This is a genomic window from Curtobacterium sp. ME26 (assembly GCF_903970945.1).
Lineage (GTDB): Bacteria > Actinomycetota > Actinomycetes > Actinomycetales > Microbacteriaceae > Curtobacterium > Curtobacterium citri.
In genome coordinates this window covers 68,219-86,546 of sequence record NZ_CAJCKG010000002.1, presented here as the reverse complement: position 1 = coordinate 86,546, position 18,328 = coordinate 68,219, and the positions used below count along the sequence as shown (strand labels likewise).

General features: G+C 73.1%; 14 protein-coding genes. 4 read left to right on the top strand and 10 right to left on the bottom strand.

Going from position 1 to position 18,328, the window contains the following annotated elements:
• Positions 1–6: 6 nt before the first annotated feature.
• Positions 7–1,854 (bottom strand): glutamine--fructose-6-phosphate transaminase (isomerizing), encoded by a 1,848-nt coding sequence (gene glmS / locus H7A69_RS01335; RefSeq protein WP_182045399.1) that lies wholly within the window; start codon positions 1,852–1,854, stop codon positions 7–9.
• Between the two features lie 71 nt (positions 1,855–1,925).
• Here glmS and H7A69_RS01330 point away from each other — a divergent pair, with 71 nt between their 5' ends.
• Together H7A69_RS01330 and coaA are read left to right on the top strand one after the other, a co-directional pair.
• Complete coding sequence (locus tag H7A69_RS01330) at positions 1,926–2,411, top strand: glutathione peroxidase (protein ID WP_182045398.1); 486 nt, start codon at positions 1,926–1,928, stop codon at positions 2,409–2,411.
• Between the two features lie 121 nt (positions 2,412–2,532).
• Positions 2,533–3,477, top strand: a complete 945-nt coding sequence (coaA, locus tag H7A69_RS01325; RefSeq protein ID WP_069712824.1) for a type I pantothenate kinase — start codon at positions 2,533–2,535, stop codon at positions 3,475–3,477.
• Positions 3,478–3,627: 150 nt separating this feature from the next.
• Here the strand turns inward: coaA and glmM are convergent, their stop codons facing one another.
• The 6 genes from glmM to H7A69_RS01295 form a co-directional block, all read right to left on the bottom strand.
• Positions 3,628–4,998, bottom strand: coding sequence for a phosphoglucosamine mutase (gene glmM, locus H7A69_RS01320; protein WP_182045397.1), 1,371 nt, complete (start codon positions 4,996–4,998; stop codon positions 3,628–3,630).
• Positions 4,999–5,020: 22 nt separating this feature from the next.
• Positions 5,021–5,506 carry a 30S ribosomal protein S9 gene (gene rpsI / locus H7A69_RS01315; RefSeq protein WP_069712822.1) on the bottom strand — a complete coding sequence of 162 codons (486 nt, stop codon included), beginning with the start codon at positions 5,504–5,506 and terminating at the stop codon, positions 5,021–5,023.
• A gap of 36 nt (positions 5,507–5,542) precedes the next feature.
• Entirely contained in the window at positions 5,543–5,989 is a 447-nt protein-coding gene (gene rplM, locus H7A69_RS01310) for a 50S ribosomal protein L13 (protein WP_069712821.1), read from the bottom strand.
• Between the two features lie 312 nt (positions 5,990–6,301).
• Positions 6,302–9,385 carry an ExeM/NucH family extracellular endonuclease gene (locus H7A69_RS01305; protein WP_182045396.1) on the bottom strand — a complete coding sequence of 1,028 codons (3,084 nt, stop codon included), beginning with the start codon at positions 9,383–9,385 and terminating at the stop codon, positions 6,302–6,304.
• 106 nt (positions 9,386–9,491) lie between these two features.
• On the bottom strand, positions 9,492–10,238 hold the full coding sequence (locus tag H7A69_RS01300; protein WP_182045395.1) for an MBL fold metallo-hydrolase: 747 nt from the start codon (positions 10,236–10,238) through the stop codon (positions 9,492–9,494).
• The gene (locus H7A69_RS01295; RefSeq protein WP_182045450.1) at positions 10,235–11,125 is read right to left on the bottom strand and encodes a tRNA pseudouridine synthase A; all 891 of its coding nucleotides are present in this window, start codon (positions 11,123–11,125) and stop codon (positions 10,235–10,237) included. The genes H7A69_RS01300 and H7A69_RS01295 overlap by 4 nt, the downstream gene beginning before the upstream one ends.
• 218 nt (positions 11,126–11,343) lie before the next feature.
• On the opposite strand from H7A69_RS01295, the gene H7A69_RS01290 reads away from it, so the two are divergent.
• Positions 11,344–12,345, top strand: a complete 1,002-nt coding sequence (locus tag H7A69_RS01290) for an ATP-binding cassette domain-containing protein (protein WP_182045394.1) — start codon at positions 11,344–11,346, stop codon at positions 12,343–12,345.
• Positions 12,342–13,178 (top strand): ABC transporter permease, encoded by an 837-nt coding sequence (locus H7A69_RS01285; RefSeq protein WP_182045393.1) that lies wholly within the window; start codon positions 12,342–12,344, stop codon positions 13,176–13,178. Before H7A69_RS01290 ends, H7A69_RS01285 begins: the two co-directional genes overlap by 4 nt.
• A gap of 16 nt (positions 13,179–13,194) precedes the next feature.
• Here the strand turns inward: H7A69_RS01285 and H7A69_RS01280 are convergent, their stop codons facing one another.
• From H7A69_RS01280 to rplQ, 3 genes are all read right to left on the bottom strand, one after another.
• Positions 13,195–16,404 (bottom strand): BTAD domain-containing putative transcriptional regulator, encoded by a 3,210-nt coding sequence (locus H7A69_RS01280; protein WP_182045392.1) that lies wholly within the window; start codon positions 16,402–16,404, stop codon positions 13,195–13,197.
• A 9-nt stretch (positions 16,405–16,413) separates the two neighbouring features.
• Positions 16,414–17,541 (bottom strand): FUSC family protein, encoded by a 1,128-nt coding sequence (locus tag H7A69_RS01275; RefSeq protein ID WP_182045391.1) that lies wholly within the window; start codon positions 17,539–17,541, stop codon positions 16,414–16,416.
• A gap of 155 nt (positions 17,542–17,696) precedes the next feature.
• Positions 17,697–18,263 carry a 50S ribosomal protein L17 gene (rplQ, locus tag H7A69_RS01270; RefSeq protein ID WP_182045390.1) on the bottom strand — a complete coding sequence of 189 codons (567 nt, stop codon included), beginning with the start codon at positions 18,261–18,263 and terminating at the stop codon, positions 17,697–17,699.
• Between the last annotated feature and the right edge of the window lie 65 nt (positions 18,264–18,328).

The window sequence follows — 18,328 nt, the reverse complement described above, 5'->3', positions numbered from 1 at the left end:
TCCGACCTACTCGACGGTGACCGACTTCGCCAGGTTGCGCGGCTGGTCGACGTCGAGGCCCTTGGCGGCGGCGAGCTCCATGCCGAACATGTGCAGCGGCGCGACGGCGAGCAGCGGCTCGAACAGCGGCGTGGCGAGCGGGATGCGCAGGACCTCGTCGGCGAAGGGCAGCACGGCGGCGTCCCCTTCTTCGGCGATGGCGATCACCCGGGCACCGCGGGCGCGGATCTCCTGGATGTTCGAGACGACCTTCGGGTGCAGCGAGCGCGGGTCGCGCGGCGACGGCACGATGACGAAGACGATCTGCCCGGGCTCGATCAGGGCGATCGGACCGTGCTTGAGCTCACCGGCGGCGAAGCCCTCGGCGTGGATGTAGGCGAGCTCCTTGAGCTTGAGCGCACCCTCGAGCGCGATCGGGTAGCCCACGTGGCGACCGAGGAACAGCACGCTCCGGGTGTCCGCCATCCACTTCGCCAGCTCGGCGATGCCGGACGCGTCGTCGATGGTCTGCTGCAGCTTCGGCGCGAGTCCCTCGAGCTCGGCGACCTGCTCGGCGACCTGCTCGGCCGTCAGCGTCCCGCGCAGCGTGGCGAGGTGCAGCCCGAGCAGGTAGAGCGCCACGCCCTGGGCGATGAACGCCTTCGTGGACGCGACGGCGACCTCCGGCCCGGCGTGCGTGTAGATCACCGCGTCGGACTCGCGCGGGATCGTCGCGCCCTGCGTGTTGCAGATCGAGAGCACCTGCGCGCCCTGCTCGCGGGCGTACTTCACGGCCATGAGCGTGTCCATGGTCTCGCCCGACTGGCTGATCGAGACCACGAGGGTGCGCTCGTCGAGCACCGGGTCGCGGTAGCGGAACTCGTGCGCGAGCTCGACCTCGACCGGCACGCGGGCCCACTGCTCGATGGCGTACTTGCCGAGGGTCCCGGCGTAGGCCGCGGTGCCGCAGGCGATCACGATCACGCGGTCCACCTGCTGCAGGCGCTCGGCGATCGGGTCGAGGTCGGTCAGCGTGACGGCACCGTCGTGCACACGGCCGAGGATCGTCTTCGCGACGGCCTCGGGCTCCTCGCTGATCTCCTTCGCCATGAAGGAGCTCCAGCCGCCCTTGTCGGCGGCCGACGCGTCCCAGCTGACCTCGAACTCGTCCGGGGTCGCGGGGCTGCCGTCGAAGTGCACGACCTCGACCCCCTCGGGACGGATCGTGGCGATCTCGTCCTGCCCGATCGCGAGCGCGCGCTGCGTGTAGGCGACGAACGCGGCGACGTCCGAGCCCATGAAGTTCTCGCCGTCGCCGAGGCCGACCACGAGCGGGGAGTTCCGGCGGGCACCGACGACGACGCCCGGCTGGTCGGCGTGCACGACGAGGAGCGTGAAGGCGCCCTCGAGCCGCTGCACGGCCTGCTGCATGGCGGCCGTCAGGTCGCCGGTCTCGCGGAAGGACCGCGCGACGAGGTGCGCCGCGACCTCGGAGTCCGTCTCGCTGGCGAACGTCACGCCCTCGGCGAGGAGCTCCTCCTTCAGCGGGGCGAAGTTCTCGATGATGCCGTTGTGGATGAGGGCGAGCTTGCCGCCGTCCGCCAGGTGCGGGTGCGCGTTGCCGTCGGTCGGACCGCCGTGCGTCGCCCACCGGGTGTGCCCGATGCCCGTGGCACCGTCGGCGATCGGGTGCGCCTCGAGCTCGTCGACGAGGGCCTGGAGCTTGCCCGCCTTCTTCGCCGAGACCAGGTCGCCGGGTCGGTCGACGACGGCGATGCCGGCAGAGTCGTAACCGCGGTACTCGAGCCGACGGAGGCCCCCGAGGAGGACCTCCTGGCTGCTCCCGGTGCCGACGTAGCCCACGATTCCACACATGCGGACGATCCTACGGTCTGGCTGACCGCCGACCCTGCGAAGCCGCGGGTGGCGGGGATAACGTTCCGATCATGGGACGCTTCGACGACATCGCGATCACGACGCTGCACGGCGAGCAGACGACGTTCGGGCAGTACGCCGACAAGGCGGTGCTCGTCGTGAACGTCGCCTCGCGGTGCGGGCTCGCACCCCAGTACGAGCAGCTCGAGGCCCTGCAGAAGACCTACGCCGAGCGCGGCTTCACGGTCCTCGGCTTCCCGAGCAACCAGTTCCTGCAGGAGCTCGGTTCCTCCGAAGCGATCGACGAGTACTGCTCGACCACGTGGGGCGTGACGTTCCCGATGTCCGAGAAGGTCAAGGTGAACGGCAAGGGGGCCCACCCGCTCTACCAGGCCCTCAAGGAGACCCCCGACGCCTCCGGCAAGGCCGGCCGGGTGAGCTGGAACTTCGAGAAGTTCCTCGTCGCCCCCGACGGCTCCGTCACGCGCTTCCGTCCCACCACGAAGCCGGACGCCCCCGAGGTCGTCGCCGCCATCGAGGCGGCCCTGCCCGCCTGACCTCCGGTCCACGTGCCGGGTCGCGTCCTGCGGACACGCACCGTGCCCCGGACGGGAGGCGCGCACCACCGCAGCCCGTCCGCTCACCTGCTCCGCGCCTCCCGTCGGTACGCTCGTGCCCATGCCGATCACGGAGACCGCCGTCGCGCACCCGACCCCGTTCGTGGAGATCCCGCGCGACGAGTGGTCCCAGCTGGCGCCGAGGGAGCACCTGTCGCTCACGGAGACCGAGGTCGTGCAGCTGCGCGGCCTGGGCGACCGGCTCGACATGCAGGAGGTCCAGGAGGTCTACCTGCCCCTCTCGCGGCTGCTGACGCTGTACGCGGCGGGGGCGCGGGACCTGCACGCGGAGACGAGCCGCTTCCTCGGCGAGCGGGCCGGTCGGACACCGTTCGTCATCGGCGTCGCCGGATCGGTGGCCGTCGGCAAGTCGACCGTCGCCCGGCTGCTCCGCGAGCTGACGAAGCGCTGGCCCGACACCCCGCGCGTGGAGCTCGTCACGACCGACGGCTTCCTGTACCCGAACGCCGAGCTCGAGCGCCGCGGGATCATGGACCGCAAGGGCTTCCCGGAGTCGTACGACCGCCGGGCCCTGCTGCGGTTCGTCAGCCAGGTCAAGAGCGGCGCGACCGAGGTCCGTGCGCCGTTCTACTCGCACCTGGTCTACGACATCGTGCCCGACGCGGAGATCGTCGTGCGGCAGCCGGACGTCCTCATCGTCGAGGGGCTCAACGTGCTCGCGCCGCCGGTGCACGGGCGGCTCGCGCTCTCCGACCTCTTCGACTTCACCATCTACGTCGACGCGAAGACGAAGGACATCGAGTCCTGGTACGTCGACCGGTTCCTGGCCCTGCAGGAGGAGGCGTTCTCGAGCCCCGACTCGTTCTTCCACCGGTTCGCCTCGTTGTCGCGCGAGGACGCGGTGCGGACGGCGACCGAGGTGTGGCGGGCGATCAACGAGCCGAACCTGCTCGAGAACGTGCTGCCGACGCGCTCCCGGGCGACCCTCGTGCTCAAGAAGGGCGCGAACCACAAGGTGTCGTCGGTGCTGCTCCGCAAGATCTGACGCGGGGGCGTCGGCGCGACGCCGTGGTCCTCCGCGCAACCGAAAGCACCCCGCGCCACGCGATCACGTGGTTCGGGGTGCGTTCGGTTGTGCGGAAGCAGCCCGCGCCGCCAGCCGTCGATGCCGCGGCAGCGCGCCGGAGCGCGGCGCTCATGCCGCGATCGCCAGCCGGTCACGCACGACGTCCGCGAGCTCCTCGGCGACGCGCTCGGCGTCCTCCTGCGAGGCGGCTTCGACCATCACGCGGACGACCGGCTCGGTGCCGGACGGACGCAGCAGCACCCGCCCGGAGTCCCCGAGCGCCGCCGTGGCCGCGGCGACCGCGTCCTGCACGCCCTGGTCCTCGAGCCCGTGGCGGTCGACGCCCCGGACGTTCAGGAGCACCTGCGGGAAGACGGTCATGCACGACGCGAGCTCCTGCAGGCTCTTCCCGGTGCGCGCCATCTCGGCCACCAGGTGCAGCCCGGTCAGGACCCCGTCGCCGGTGGTCGCGTAGTCGTTGAAGATGATGTGGCCGGACTGCTCGCCGCCGAGCGAGAACCCGCCCTCGTTCATCTTCTCGAGCACGTAGCGGTCACCGACGCCGGTCTCGAGCACCGTGATGCCCGCGTCCGCCATGGCGCGCTTGAGGCCCAGGTTCGACATGACCGTCGCGACCAGCGTGTCGTCCTTCAGGTGGCCGCGCTCCTGCAGCGACAGCGCGAGGATCGCCATGATCTGGTCGCCGTCGACCGCGTTGCCCGCGGCGTCCACCGCGAGGCACCGGTCGGCGTCGCCGTCGTGCGCGATGCCCACGTCGGCGCCGTGCTCGAGCACCGCCCGGGCGAGGTTGTCGATGTGCGTCGACCCCACGCCGTCGTTGATGTTCATGCCGTCCGGCTCGGCGCCGATCAGGGTCACGCGGGCACCCGCGTTCACGAACACCTCGGGCGAGACGCCGGCGGCCGCACCGTTCGCGCAGTCGAGCACGACGTGGAGACCGTCGAGCCGGTGCGGCAGCGTGCCGAGCAGGTGCACGACGTAGCGGTCCTCGGCGTCGGCGAACCGGGTGATCCGGCCGACCTCGCCGCCCGTGGGGGTGGGCGCGGACTGGTCGTGCATGGCCGCCTCGATGCGGTCCTCGACCTCGTCGGGCAGCTTGCGGCCGCCCGTCGCGAAGAACTTGATGCCGTTGTCGGGCGCCGGGTTGTGCGACGCGGAGATCATGACGCCGAAGTCGGCGTCGATGTCCGCCACCAGGTACGCGGCGGCGGGCGTGGGGATGACCCCGGCGTCGAGCACGTCGACGCCGGCGGAGGCGAGCCCGGCCGCGACCGCGGCACCGAGGAACTCGCCGGAGACGCGCGGGTCGCGCGCCAGGACCGCACGGGGGCGCGGTCGACCGGACGCCCGGCGGGCGTCCGCATGGTGTCCGTGCGTGAGCACGGCCGCGCTGGCCTGGGCGAGACCCAGAGCCAGCGCGGCCGTCAGCTCGCCGTTGGCGAGTCCACGAACACCGTCGGTACCGAACAGACGCGGCATTGCGATCGGGTTCGTCGCGCGACTAGCGCTTCGAGAACTGCGACGCCTTGCGGGCCTTCTTGAGACCGGCCTTCTTGCGCTCGATGACGCGGGCGTCACGGGTGAGGAAGCCGGCCTTCTTGAGGGTGGCGCGGTTGTTCTCGCGGTCGATCTCGTTCAGCGCACGCGCGATCGCGAGGCGGAGCGCACCGGCCTGACCCGAGGGGCCACCACCGGTGATGCGGGCGACGACGTCGTAGGCGCCGAGGAGCTCGAGCACCTTGAACGGGTCGTTGATGAGCTGCTGGTGCAGCTTGTTCGGGAAGTAGTCCTCGAGCGTGCGGCCGTTCACCGTGAAGGAGCCGCCACCGGGGACGAGGCGGACACGCGCGATGGCCTCCTTGCGGCGCCCGACGGCACCGCCCGAGACGTTGAGGATCTGGCGGGGAGCGGCCTCGGACGCGACGGGCGCGCTCTCGGTGGTGAAGCTCTCCGGGGTCTGGTCGAGGGAGTCAGCGATCTGAGCCATGAGTTTTATCAGTCCTTGAAGTCGTCGTGGCCGGAACTACTGTGCGACCTGGTCGAAGGTGTACGCCTTGGGCTGCTGCGCGGCGTGCGGGTGCTCCGGGCCGGCGTAGACCTTGAGCTTGCCGAGCTGCTCACGGCCGAGCGTGTTCTTCGGCAGCATGCCGCGGATCGCCTTCTCGACGGCGCGGGTCGGGTGCTTCTCGAGCATCTCCGGGTAGGAGGTCGCCGTGAGGCCGCCCGGGTAGCCCGAGTGACGGTAGTAGACCTTCTTCGCGAGCTTGGAGCCGGTGAGGGCGACCTTGTCCGCGTTGATGATGATGACGTAGTCACCCATGTCCATGTGCTGGGCGAAGGTGGCCTTGTGCTTGCCGCGCAGGAGCGCCGCGGCGTGGGTGGCGAGACGGCCGAGGACGACGTCGGTCGCGTCGATGACGATCCAGTCGTGCTGGACGTCTGCCGGCTTCGGGGAGAACGTACGAGTCACAGGAGTGCTGCTTTCGTGTCGAGGTGAGGAGTCCGTGAATCCCGCTCCGGTGGGTGTTCCGCGGGCGATGCTCGTGGAACTGCCCGGTGGAGGGCTCATCTGACTGTCCGGCGCACGGGGCGCACAGACCAAGGTGAGAGCCTACCCGACGCGGCTCGCCTTGTCGAACGCCCGCTGCTGTCGGACGGGAGGCACGGTGCGGGGCCGCCATGCGCCTCCCGTCCGTCCGGTGGTCACCACCACCGCGGGGAACGCGACACCGCACCCGTCGATAGACGGGTGCGGTGTCGCGTTCGACGTGCGTTCAGCGCGTCAGGCGGCGCGGGCCGCCCGACGACGACGGGTCACGATCAGCCCGGTGCCGGCAGCGAGCAGGAGCAGCGCGGCGGCGAGGCCACCGGTGAGCTCCGCGCCGGTGAACGCCAGCTCGCCCGTCGCCGGGTCGATCCGGATGTCGGTCCAGCCGACGAGCGACCCGTCGGCGGCGGTGACGGCGAGGCGGTGCGACCCGGTCGTCGTGCCGACCGGGATCGTCACGCGGACGGTGCCGTCGGCGGCGACCACCTCGGTGCCGAGGAGCACCGCGTCGGAGTACAGCCACACCGAGATCCGCTGCCCGGCGAGCGCCGAGCCGACACCGACCGTGATGGTCTCGCCGGCACGGGCCGAGGCCGGCGCGGTGATGCTGCCACGGTTCGCCTCGGTCAGCGACGACCCGGCGGGAGCGACGGGCGTCTGGCCGGCGCCGGGGGTGGTGCCGGTGCCGCTGCCGTTGCCCGGAGCGGGCGTCTCGCCGTCACCCGGAGCGGGCGTCTCGCCGTCACCCGGGGTCGGGGTCTCGCCGTCACCCGGGGTCGGGGTCTCGTCCGCTGCCAGGTCGAAGCCGACCAGGATCGGGTCGTGGTCGCTCGCGCGGTACACGTCGTCGCGGTACAGGTCCGTGACGTTGTAGTCGTAGCGGCTGTACTCGAGGCCCACCGACTCGGTCGAGTTGATGTTCCAGATGTCCACGCCCGTGACGGCTGCGAGTGCGGCCGGGGAGGCGAGCACGTGGTCGAGCGAACCGCTCAGGCCGCTGAAGACGTACGAGTACTCCGTCGAGTCCTTCGCCGGACCGAGGTCCGTGTAGCCGGCGTCACGCAGGACGACCATCGGGTCCTCCTCGCTGTAGGCGTTGAAGTCGCCGAGCATGAACACGCGGTCCGTGCCGTACTTCTCCTGCTCGGTGGTCGAGAAGGCGGCGAGCGCCTGGGCCTGCCGGACGCGGTCGGCGTTCGAGGCGCCCTGGCCGTCGCCCTGGTCGGCGTTCTCGCCCGTGCCCGACCCCTTCGACTTGAAGTGGTTCGCGATCACGAGGAAGTCGTCCGCGGCCGTCCCGCCGAGCGGGCGGAAGGCGTCGGCGACGGGCTGCCGGGCGTTCACGAACGCCGGGTCGTCGAGGATGGTCGACTCGCCGACCGGTGCGACCCGGTCCTTCTTGTAGATGAGCGCGAGACGGATGACGTCCTCGCTCGCCGGGACCTTGGCCCGGGAGGGGACGTACGCCCAGGTGTCCTGGCCGGTCGCGGCGTTCAGCGCGGCCACCAGGGTCGCCACAGCGGCGTCGCGGTCCTGACCGAAGCGCTTCGAGTTCTCGATCTCCTCGAGCGAGACGACGTCGGCGCCCAGGGCGTTGATCGCCTTCACGATCTTCACCTGCTGGCGCGCGAGGTCGTCGGCGTTCGCCGCACCGCGGGCGTCGCAGCCGCCGCGGACGGTCACGGGGTCGCCGTCACGGTCGGTGTAGTACGTGCAGCCGGTGAGCTGGTCGCCCGTCGTCGGGAAGTAGTTCAGCACGTTGAACCCGGCGAGCTTGAGGTCCCCGCCGACGTTCTCCGGCGCCGCGGTGCGGACGTTCGAGAACGACGCGGGCAGGTCCGCCGCCGGGGTCGCGCCGGTGATCGGCGTCGTCGGCTGGAACTTCCACGCGTCGTTGCGGTAGTCGAGGACGACCGGCTCCGAGAACGTGGCGGCGGCACCGACGGTGACCGGGCCCTGGGTGAGCCAGGACACCGGCACCGACTGGTTCGCGGCGCTGAGGAAGTTCGTGCTCGCGCCGTCGTCGAGGACGACCTTGCGCGCGGCGTTGTCGGCGACGACCGCGGCGTACTCGGCGCTGCCCGGGCGGGCGACCTCGGTCGGCTGGATCAGGCGCTTCGTCCCCGCGGCGAGCGCGATCTCGCCGTACTGGTTCGTCGTGTAGTTGTCGGCGACCGTGTAGTCGCCCTGCGGTGCGACGAGCATGCTCTCGAGCGACTCGCGCTGGGCGTCCGTGCGCGGCAGGGTCAGCGTCGCCGGGACCGGCTGCACGACGCCTGCGGCGGGGAGCTCCTCGACGTCGGCGGTCGAGGCGACCTCGAGCTCGGTGAGGCCGTTGTACTCGGCGACCGTGCCCGTGAGGCGCACGGCGTCACCGATGGCCACGCTGCCCGCGGTCGCGGCGGAGAACACGAACACGGCGTCCGACGCGGTGTGCGTGGCGAGGTCGACCGCACCGCCGGTGCCGGCGGTCTGGACCGTGTAGCCGTTCAGGCCGCCCGTGGCGTAGACCGCGGTCACGACACCGTCGGTGACGACCCGCTTGCCGACGTACGGCGAGGCGGTGCCGGTGCCCTGCAGCTGCGCGATGGTGACGGCCTCGGCGGGGCCGGCCGGCGTGCCGGGGTCGGTCGGCTCGGGGTCGGTCGGCGTGGTGCTGCCCGTCTCGCCCGCGGCGTTCGTCGGGGTCAACGACTCGGTGACCGTGAAGTCGGTGCCGTTGACGTCGGTGTCCGTCGCCCCGGCCCGGGTCAGGCCGTTCGGCACGTTGTTGGCACCGGTCACGGACCGGACTGCACCCTCGTACGTGTTCGACGCACCGTAGCCGAGCAGGTCCACGACACCGGGCGTACCCGTCGCGACGGGGCCGGCGGGGAGCGCGAGCGCAGCCGTGGTGTTCGACAGCGCGAGGGTCCCGGTGGTGCCCGAGGGGTTGATCGAGGCGGTGTCGTCCGCGGTCGGCAGGTCGGCGCCCACCGCGGTCGCGCCACCGTTGCCGGTCATCGACACCAGGAACGTGCCGTTCGCGGGCACGGTGCCCTCGAGCGCGCTCGTCGAGAAGTTCCCGGTGCTGGTCGCCGCGCGGTACTGGAGCGACCAGCCGGCGAGCGACACCGGCGACGCGGTGGGGTTCGTGATCTCGACGAACTTCTCCTTGTAGAAGGCGTTCGCGCTGCCGCCCTTGAGGTACGCCTCGCTGATGACGAGGCCGGTACCGGCGGGGTCCGCGAGGGCGGTGGAGACGGAGACGAGTGGGGCGGCGACGAGCGTCGCAGCGACCGTGGCGCACAGCACGGTGCGCCGCAGGAGGTTGGGCATGCTGACCTTCGGCAGGAGGAGGGGGACTGCACCACGCTAGACACCTGATCGGTCGCTCAGGTTTCCGGCAGGTGAACGATCCGGTCCACCCCCGTCGTGGGCACGGTCAGCCGGCGACCGGCACCCACTCGCGCCCGACCCGGTGCACCGCGGGACCGTGCCCCGGCAGCACGACCTCCGGGTACGGCAACGCCCGCGCCGACGCGAGTGCCGCGTCCTGGTCCGCCGTGAAGAACGGCGTGATCATCCGCGGCCGGGGCTGCCAGGACCGCGGCAGCGTGTCGTGGTGCGTGACGACCGCGTCGCCCGTCACGATCGCCCCCGCGGCGGGGAGCAGGTACGCCGTGGAGCCGGCGGTGTGCCCGACGGCGGGGAACGGGGTCACGGCACGCTCGGCGAAGTCGGCCCCCGTGAACGCCCGCGCGGTCGGCACGGTGACCGGTCGCAGCGCGTCCGAGCCGATCGCCCGCGCGAGCCACCGGAGCGTCCGGGGTGCCGCCAGCCGCCCGCCGATCTCCGCGGGCGTGACCTGCTGCCGCCCGGGCCCGCGGACGTTGTCGAGCTCGTCCGCGTGGGCGAGGACCTCGACGTGCGGGAACCGCTCGAGGATCCCGGGGAGGCCGCCGACGTGGTCGACGTGCCCGTGCGTGACGTAGACGCGTCGCAGGTCCCCGAGGTCGTGCCCGGCCCACCGCACGGTGTCGAGCACGAGGTCGGTGTCGGCCGGGTAGCCGGCGTCGATCAGCGCGACGCCGTCCTCCTCGGCGAGGACGACCCAGTTCGACACCGGTCCCTCGACGAAGACGACCCCGGGGCCGACGGAGACGACGGAACGCGGCCTGCGGGAACTCATCCCCCGACGGTACCGGCGCCCGGCTCGTCGTCCGACCGGCGCGCACGGGTCTGCGTCGCACGTGCCGCGAGCTCGTCGTCCGCCGGGTAGCCGACCTCGGTGAGCGTGAGCCCGAGGGCCGGCGCGACCGCGAACGCGCTGGTGCGCTGTTCGGCGACCCGGAGTTCCTCGAGCCGGTCCGGGCCGAAGCGGCCCTCCCCCACGGCGATGGTCGCGCCGACCATCGCACGCACCATGGAGTGGCAGAAGGCGTCGGCCTGGAGGCGCGCCACCAGTACGCCGTCCGGCTCGCGGTCCCAGCGGAACTCCTGCAGCGTCCGGATGGTCGTGGCACCCTCGCGCGGCTTGCAGAAGGTCGCGAAGTCGTGCAGCCCGAGCAGCCGGAGCGCACCGCGCTCCATCGCCGCCGGGTCCAGACGCGTCGGGTGCCAGAGCGTGTGCCCACGACGACGGGGATCGCGCGGGGCGTCGGCGTCCGCGACCCGGTACTCGTAGCGCCGCCAGAGCGGGGAGAACCGCGCGTCGAACCCGTCCGGCGCGACCGAGGCCCGCCGTACGACGACGTCGCCCGTCGGCGCCGCGATGCCGTTGATCCTCCGGACCAGACCGTCGAGCGACGTGCGCGGCGGCCCGTCGGGCGAGGACCGCCGCGGGCGGGTCAGGGCGCCCCACTGCTCGGCGGTCAGGTCGAGGTGGGCGACCTGCCCGGTGGCGTGCACGCCCGCGTCCGTGCGTCCCGCGACCGTGAGCAGCGGCGGCGCACCCCAGCGGGTGAACACGGTCGCGAGGGCCGACTCCAGCGCACCCTGCACGGTCCGCAGCCCGGGCTGCCGGGCCCAGCCCGAGAACGCCGCACCGTCGTACGCGACGTCGAGGCGCAGCCGCACCCCGTTCGTGCCCGTGCCCGTGCCCGCAGCACCCGATCCGTCCGTCGCGTCCGTCCCGTCCACGGGAGCGAGCGTACCGGGGGCGACCAGGGCCTCCCGGCCGACCCCGCGCCCCGACCGGGGCCGACCGCCGGTGTCAGCGCGTGTCAGTGCCGCGTCAGTGGCGCGTGAGCGCCCGGCGGCACCATCGACACCGACATCGACGAAAGGACCTCCCGATGACCACCACACCCCTCGCGGTCGAGGCCACCGGCCTCGTGAAGACCTTCGGGTCGAACCGTGCCGTGGACGGCGTCGACCTCCGGGTCGAGGCCGGGACCGTCTACGGCGTGCTCGGCCCGAACGGCGCCGGCAAGACCACCACCATCTCGATGCTCGCCACGCTGCTCGTGCCGGACGGCGGCGAGGCCCGCGTCTTCGGCCACGACGTCCGGCGCGACCCGCAGACCGTCCGCTCCCTGATCGGCGTGACCGGCCAGTACGCCAGCGTCGACGAGACGCTGAGCGCCACCGAGAACCTCGTCATCTTCGCGCGACTGCTCGGGCTCTCCCGCACCGACGCGAAGCGCAAGGCGGTCGAGCTGCTCGAGCGCTTCGGGCTGTCCGAGGCGGCGTCGCGTCCGCTCAAGAAGTTCTCCGGGGGCATGCGCCGCCGGCTCGACCTGGCCGCGAGCCTCATCGCGCAGCCGCCGCTCATCTTCCTCGACGAGCCGACGACCGGCCTCGACCCGCGGACCCGCGCGCAGATGTGGGACACGATCCGCGAGCTCGTCGCAACCGGGTCCACCGTCGTGCTCACCACGCAGTACCTGGACGAGGCCGACCAGCTCGCCGACCGCATCGCGGTGATCGACCACGGCCGCGTGGTCGCCGAGGGCACCGCCGACGAACTGAAGTCGTCGGTCGGCACCGCCTCGTTGCAGCTGCGGCTCGCGGACGCCGACCCGATCGCGATGACGACCGCCGCCGCGCTCGTCGAACGGGTGCTCGGTACGCCCGCGGTCGTCAGCCCCGAGGGCGCGCGACTCACCGCCCCGATGACCGCACCCGACCGCGTCACCGACCTGCTCGTGTCGTTCCGCGACGCGGGCGTCTCCCTCGCCGAGATCAGCGTCCAGAAGCCGACGCTCGACGAGGTCTTCCTCACCATCACCGGCTCGCCGGCGTCCGCGGACGCCGAGACCGAGTCCGAGCGCGCGCTCGAAGGGAGCCTCGCATGACCACCCTCGCCCCGACACCCACCACCACGTCGTCGCCCCGCGTGACCCCCCGTCCCGGGATCGGCGGCACCGGCCTCGCCGCGACCGTCCGGCAGTCGTTCACGATGGCCTACCGCGGGCTCGTGAAGATCCGGCGCACGCCCGAGCAGCTGTTCGACGTCACGCTCATGCCGATCGTCTTCACCGTGATGTTCACGTACATCTTCGGTGGCGCGATCTCCGGTGACGTCGGCAGCTACCTGCCCGTCATCATCCCCGGAATCCTCGTCCAGACGGCGATCACGTCATCGATCGTCACGGGCGTCCAGCTCCGCGAGGACATGGACAAGGGCGTCTTCGACCGCTTCCGGTCCCTGCCCATCGCCCGCATCGCACCGCTCGCCGGCGCCCTGCTCGCCGACACCGTGCGCTACGCCATCGCGACGACGATCACGTTCGTGGTCGGGATCGTCATGGGGCTGCGTCCCGCCGGCGGCCTCGGTGCGGTCCTGCTCGCGGCAGTGCTCGTGATCGTGGTCGCCTGGGCGATCAGCTGGGTCTTCGCCTACTTCGGCGTCATCGCCCGCACCGCCTCGAGCGTCTCGGGCATCGCCAACCTCGTGCTCTTCCCGCTGACCTTCCTGTCGAACGCGTTCGTCCCGACGGACACGCTGCCGGCCTGGCTGCGCTGGTTCACCGAGGTCAACCCGGTCTCGCACCTCATCACCGCGGTGCGCGACCTCGTCAACCACGGCACGATCGGCGGGGACCTCTGGCTCAGCCTGCTGGGCGCCGCGGTGATCGTCGCGGTGTTCGCGCCGCTGACCGTCCGGGCCTACATGCGGAAGGCCTGACGGACCGCTCGGGTGGTCATGGGGCGCAGGCGGGCAACCGCGTGTCCTCGAGCAGCGTCCGTACCCGCGAGGCGGCCTCGGTCCGGTCCCAGCCGGCCGCGGCCGCCTCGGCGTCGGTCAGCGCGGCCTCACCGACGACCTCGACGAGCAGCCGCCGCAACCGGTCGTGGGCGAGGACCGCGAAGTCCTGCCGCGACCCGATCCTCCTGATCGCACCCCAGCACGCCGCCGCCGTCGCCGGGCGGCCCGTCCGCGCGGAGGCGACGGCCAGCCCGGCGAGCGCCGTCCCGATCACCGGCATGTCCCGGCGGGCGTCCCGCAGGCGCAGCTGGACGAGGGCCCCGATCCGGATGCGCCGGGCGACCGCCGCCTCGGCAGCCGGGAGGCCCGTGGCGGCACCGCCGGACCGGGCTGCCGCCGCCTCGTCCACCGCCGCGATCCGCGCGGCCCCCGCCATGAGCGCCCAGTGCGCGGCGCTCCCCCGGCCGGGCTGCACGACGTCCCACGCCTCGGTGTACCCGGCCGCGGACGCCGCGAGGTCGCCCTCGTACCGAGCGCACTCCGCCGTGATCGCCACCGCGAGGACGGCGATCAGCCCCCGGTCGTCGAAGCCACCCCGGCCGCCGGTCGGTCGGTGCCGCAGGTCCGCGGCGATCGAACGGGCGCGCTCGACGTCGCCGATCGCCGCCGACGCGAGTCCGACCGTCCACCCGATCTCGTACAGGTCGTCCTCAGCGCCGAACAGCTCGAGGTGCTCGCGGGCGGTGACGGCCGCGGCGAGCGACTCACGGTAGCGGCCGGACTGTGCGAGCAGCTGCGTCAGGGTGGTCGAACCGGTCCCGGTGGTCCAGACGTCGCCGGTGCCCAGCGACAGCTCCTGGGCCCGGCGGGCGAAGCGGAGCGCCTCGGCGGGCTCGCCGGCGTTCTCGGCGAGTGGCGCGCTGAGCAGGTTCCCGAGGCAGGCGAGCGCCGGGTCCGGGTCGTCTCGGAGCCGGGCGAGCAACGCGGTGGCCGGCCCGGGGCGTCCGACGGTGAGCAGGAGCTCGGCGAGCGCGTCGACCACGGGGTGGTCGGCACGGCCGACCCGGTGCAGGCGCCGGAGCCCGGAGACGGCCCGTGCGGTCGTCCGCAGGTCGGAGAACGCCGAGGTGGCGCCGCACAGCACGAGTCCGGTGACCGCGGCCGTGCGGTCCGCCGGGTCCGGCTCGCGGGACCGCAGCGCCGCGACGACGTCGGGTGCGACGGCGACGACCTCGCGGTGCAGCCCGCGCAGCGTCCAGTAGCCGCCGAGGGCGGCGAACACCTGCGTGACCGTCGGGACGTCGTCCGCCCGGAGGGCCCAGCGCAGCAGCGTCACGAGGTTGTCGGCCTCGCGCCGGACCTCGGTGAAGGCGACGAACTGCTGCGGGCCACCCAGGGCGAAGACGTTCCGCGTCGACGACAGCGCACGGCCCCAGGCGGTCATCGCCGCCCGGACCGTCCCGGTCGCGCCGCGCTCGGCCAGGCGCGCGGCCCCGAACTCGCGGACGGTCTCGAGCAGCCGGTAGCGCACCGGCTCCCCCTCGATCTCGACGAGCTGCACGAGCGACTGCTCCACGAGCTCGGCGAGGTCGTCGAGCGCGTCCGGACGCCGGTCGGGTGCCGCCACGGCCTCGACCGCGTCGACCGCCACGCCGTCGGGGAAGAGCGCGAGCCGGGTGAGCAGGTCCTGCGCCCCCGGGTCGAGGAGCCGCCAGCTCCACTCGATCACCGCGAGCAGGGTGCGGTGCCGCTCCGGCGCGCTGCGGTCGCCACCGCGGAGCAGCGCGAAGCGGTCGTCGAGCCGGCGTTCGACCTCGTCCACGGACATGCCGCGGATCCGGGCCGCGGCGAGCTCGATCGCGAGCGGGCTGCCGTCGAGCCGGGTGCAGATCCGGCGCACCGCGTCGACGGGCAGCACGGCACCGGGGCGGGCGGCACGGGCGCGCTCGGTGAAGAGCCGGACGGCCGCACCGTCGGCCTCGACCGGCAGCGGTCCGAGCGGTGCGACGACCTCGCCCGCGATCGCGAGCGGTGCACGCGAGGTCGTCAGGACCCGGAGGCCCGGCACGGCGGCGAGCAGGTCGGCGGTGCACCGGGCCACGTCGTGCAGCAGGTGCTCGCAGTTGTCGAGGACGAGCACGGTCGGCCCGTCGTCGAGGGCCCGGACCACGCGGCCCCACAGGTCGGTGACGACGGCGTCCTGGAGCATCCGCGCCGACCGGACCTCCGCGATCCCGAGCAGCGCACCGAGCGCGGGCAGCAGGTCCTGCCCGTCGCCGATCGGCGCGAGCTCGCACACGACCACACCCGTGGTGGCCGGCAGCGCCCCGGCGACGGCCTGCGCCAGCCGGGTCTTCCCGAGTCCGCCCGGGCCGAGCACGGTGACCAGGCGGTGCTCGTCGAGGAGCCCCGAGACCGCGGCGAGGTCGTCCTGCCGGCCGACCAGCTCGTTCGGCGCGACGCGGAGGCCGACCCGTCGGACCGGGTCGTCGGCGGCCACGGACCGCCGGAGCAGTTCGGCGTTGAGCCGCACGAGTTCGCCGGAGGGGTCCGCGCCGAGGCCGTCCGCCAATCGTTCCCGGTGCGCCGCGAACACCGCGAGCGCCTCGGCCGTGCGGCCGTCCGCGTCGAGCGCCCGCATCGCCCCCGCCGCCGCGGTGTCGTCGTAGGGCGACGCCTCGGCCTCGGCGACCCAGATCGTGGCCGCCGCACCGGTGTCCCCGTCCGCGAGCAGCAGCGCGCCGAGCCGCCGACGCAGGGCGTGCTCGGTCGTTGCCGCCCGCTCGGTCAGCGCGGTGCCGAGGTCGCCGTCGACGTCGGCGCCCGGGCTGCCGCGCCAGCGGTCCAGGGCGTCGCGCACGGTCGTCGGGTCGGCGTCGTGCACGGCCTGTTCCGCGGCCACGAGGTCGATGCCGTCCGGGTCGCCGCCGAGTGCGTACCCCGTGCTCGTCGAGACGACCAGGCCGTCCGCGGTCGTGCGGCGCAGGCGCGAGACGAGGGTCTGCAGCGCGGCCCGGGCGCCCTTCGGCCGGTCCTCGCCCCAGAGCTCGTCGATGAGCGCATCGGTGCCGAGGGCGTGCCCGGGGGCGAGCACGAGCGCCGTCAGGAACGACCGGGCGAGCGCTCCCGGTACCGGGAGCGCGGTGCCGTCCGGACCCGCGACCGTGACCGGTCCGAGGACGGCGACACGGGAGGCGACGGGCACGGCCCGATCCTAGTGAGCGTGGCCGCCGGTCGAGCGGCCGAACGGCCCGGTCTTCGTGTCGACGTCCTCCGTCGCCCGCTTCTCCGACTCGAGGATCCCACGCAGCGCCACGATCGCACTCGCCGTCACGGTGACGTGCGACGGGTTCGAGCGGCTGGCGTCGAGCGCCTCCTCGAGCCGTGCGATCGCCTCGTCGCCCTCGTCCTCCGGGCAGTCCCCGCGTACCACGCAGGCGACCTGACGCAGCGCCCCGGCCATCGGCTCCGCGAACGTCGGGTCCGGCCGGCCGATGTTGTCGGCCACCGGACCGGACCGTGCCACGAGCTCGGTGAGGTCCGTCGTGTACCAGGCCGCCCGTTCGAGCGCGCGGAAGCGTGCCCCGTCCGTCGCCAGCCGGGCGCGGGAACCACGGAGGGCGCTGCGCGGGTTCATCCGACGACTCTCCTGCGCCACCGAGACCCGGTCCCGGACGTCGGCGATCGCCTTGTCGAGGCGCCCCTGCTGCCGGTCCCAGGCCGCGGTGTCCGGCTCCCCCTGGTCGAGCACGTCCGCGAGGTCGTCGAGGTGCTGCGCGAGCACCGCGTTCACCTGGTCGATGCGACGTTCGGCGTCCCAGAAGTGCAGCGGCGGCACGATCGCGAAGTTCACCGCGAGGCCGATGGCGATCCCGATGGCCATCTGCACGACGTACGCGAACGAGTAGCCCTCGGCGTTGCCGCCTCCGATGAGGAGCACGAACAGCGCCGCCATCGGCACCCAGGAGTACCCCTCGCCGAGGATCCGGAAGCCGCTGACGAGGACACCGAGGCCCACGACCAGCGCCACGGCGACGACCCCGGGGGCGTCCACGAGCATCGTGAAGCCGGCGATCAGGATGCCGAGCGTGATGCCGACCAGCGTCTGCACGCCCGCGCGGATGCCGGCGAACACCGTCGTCCGCATGGCGACGATGGCCCCGAGCGGTGCGTAGTACGGGTACTCGGCGGCGACGCCGGGCGCGTACTTCGCGAGGGTCCACGCGATCACGGCGGCGACCGCGGCCTTGGCCGCGAGGAGCAGGCGCGGTTGCGTCCCCGAGTCGCGGCTCCACTGCCACAGTCGGCGCCCCGCGCCGGTGATCCGTTCTGCTCGTGCCATGACGGGATCACCGTAGGCGCGGTCGGCTGTGAGGGCGGACGGGAGGCGCTGCGCACGACCGGCGCGCGCCTCCCGTCCGCCCGTGGTCACCTCTGGACGCGACGGAACCCCCGCGACGTGCGTCGCGGGGGTTCCGTCGTGTGGTGGTGCTGGACCTACTTGGCTGCGTCGTCCGACTTGGCAGCGGCGTCGGCCTCGACCTCGGCGGCAGCCGGGGTCTCGGTCTCGGCCTCGACGGGAGCGGACTCCTCGGTCGTCTCGGTCTCGTCGACCGGGGCCTCCTCGGCGGGCGTCTCGTCCGCGACCGGCGCAGCGGCAGCGGCCGGGGCGGCGTCGCGCTTGACCGGGGCGGGCCCGCCCGAGACCGGCTCGAGCACGAGCTCGATCGAGGCGAGCGGCGCGTTGTCACCCTTGCGGAAGCCGAGCTTCGTGATGCGGGTGTAACCGCCCTGGCGGTCCTCGACCTGCGGCGCGATCTCCGTGAACAGCGTGTGCACGACGGACTTGTCACGCAGCTGTGCGATGACGCGACGGCGCGCGTGCAGGTCGCCACGCTTCGCGAACGTGATGAGACGCTCGGCGACGGGACGGAGGCGCTTGGCCTTCGTCTCGGTGGTGGTGATGCGGCCGTGCGTGAACAGGGCGTTGGCGAGGTTGCTCAGGAGCAGGCGCTCGTGGGCGGGGCCGCCACCGAGGCGGGGGCCCTTGGTGGGCTTCGGCATGTCAGTTCTCCAGTGGTGATGGTGGTGCGCACCGACTCATCGGCGCGCGTGCGCGTGAGCGCGAG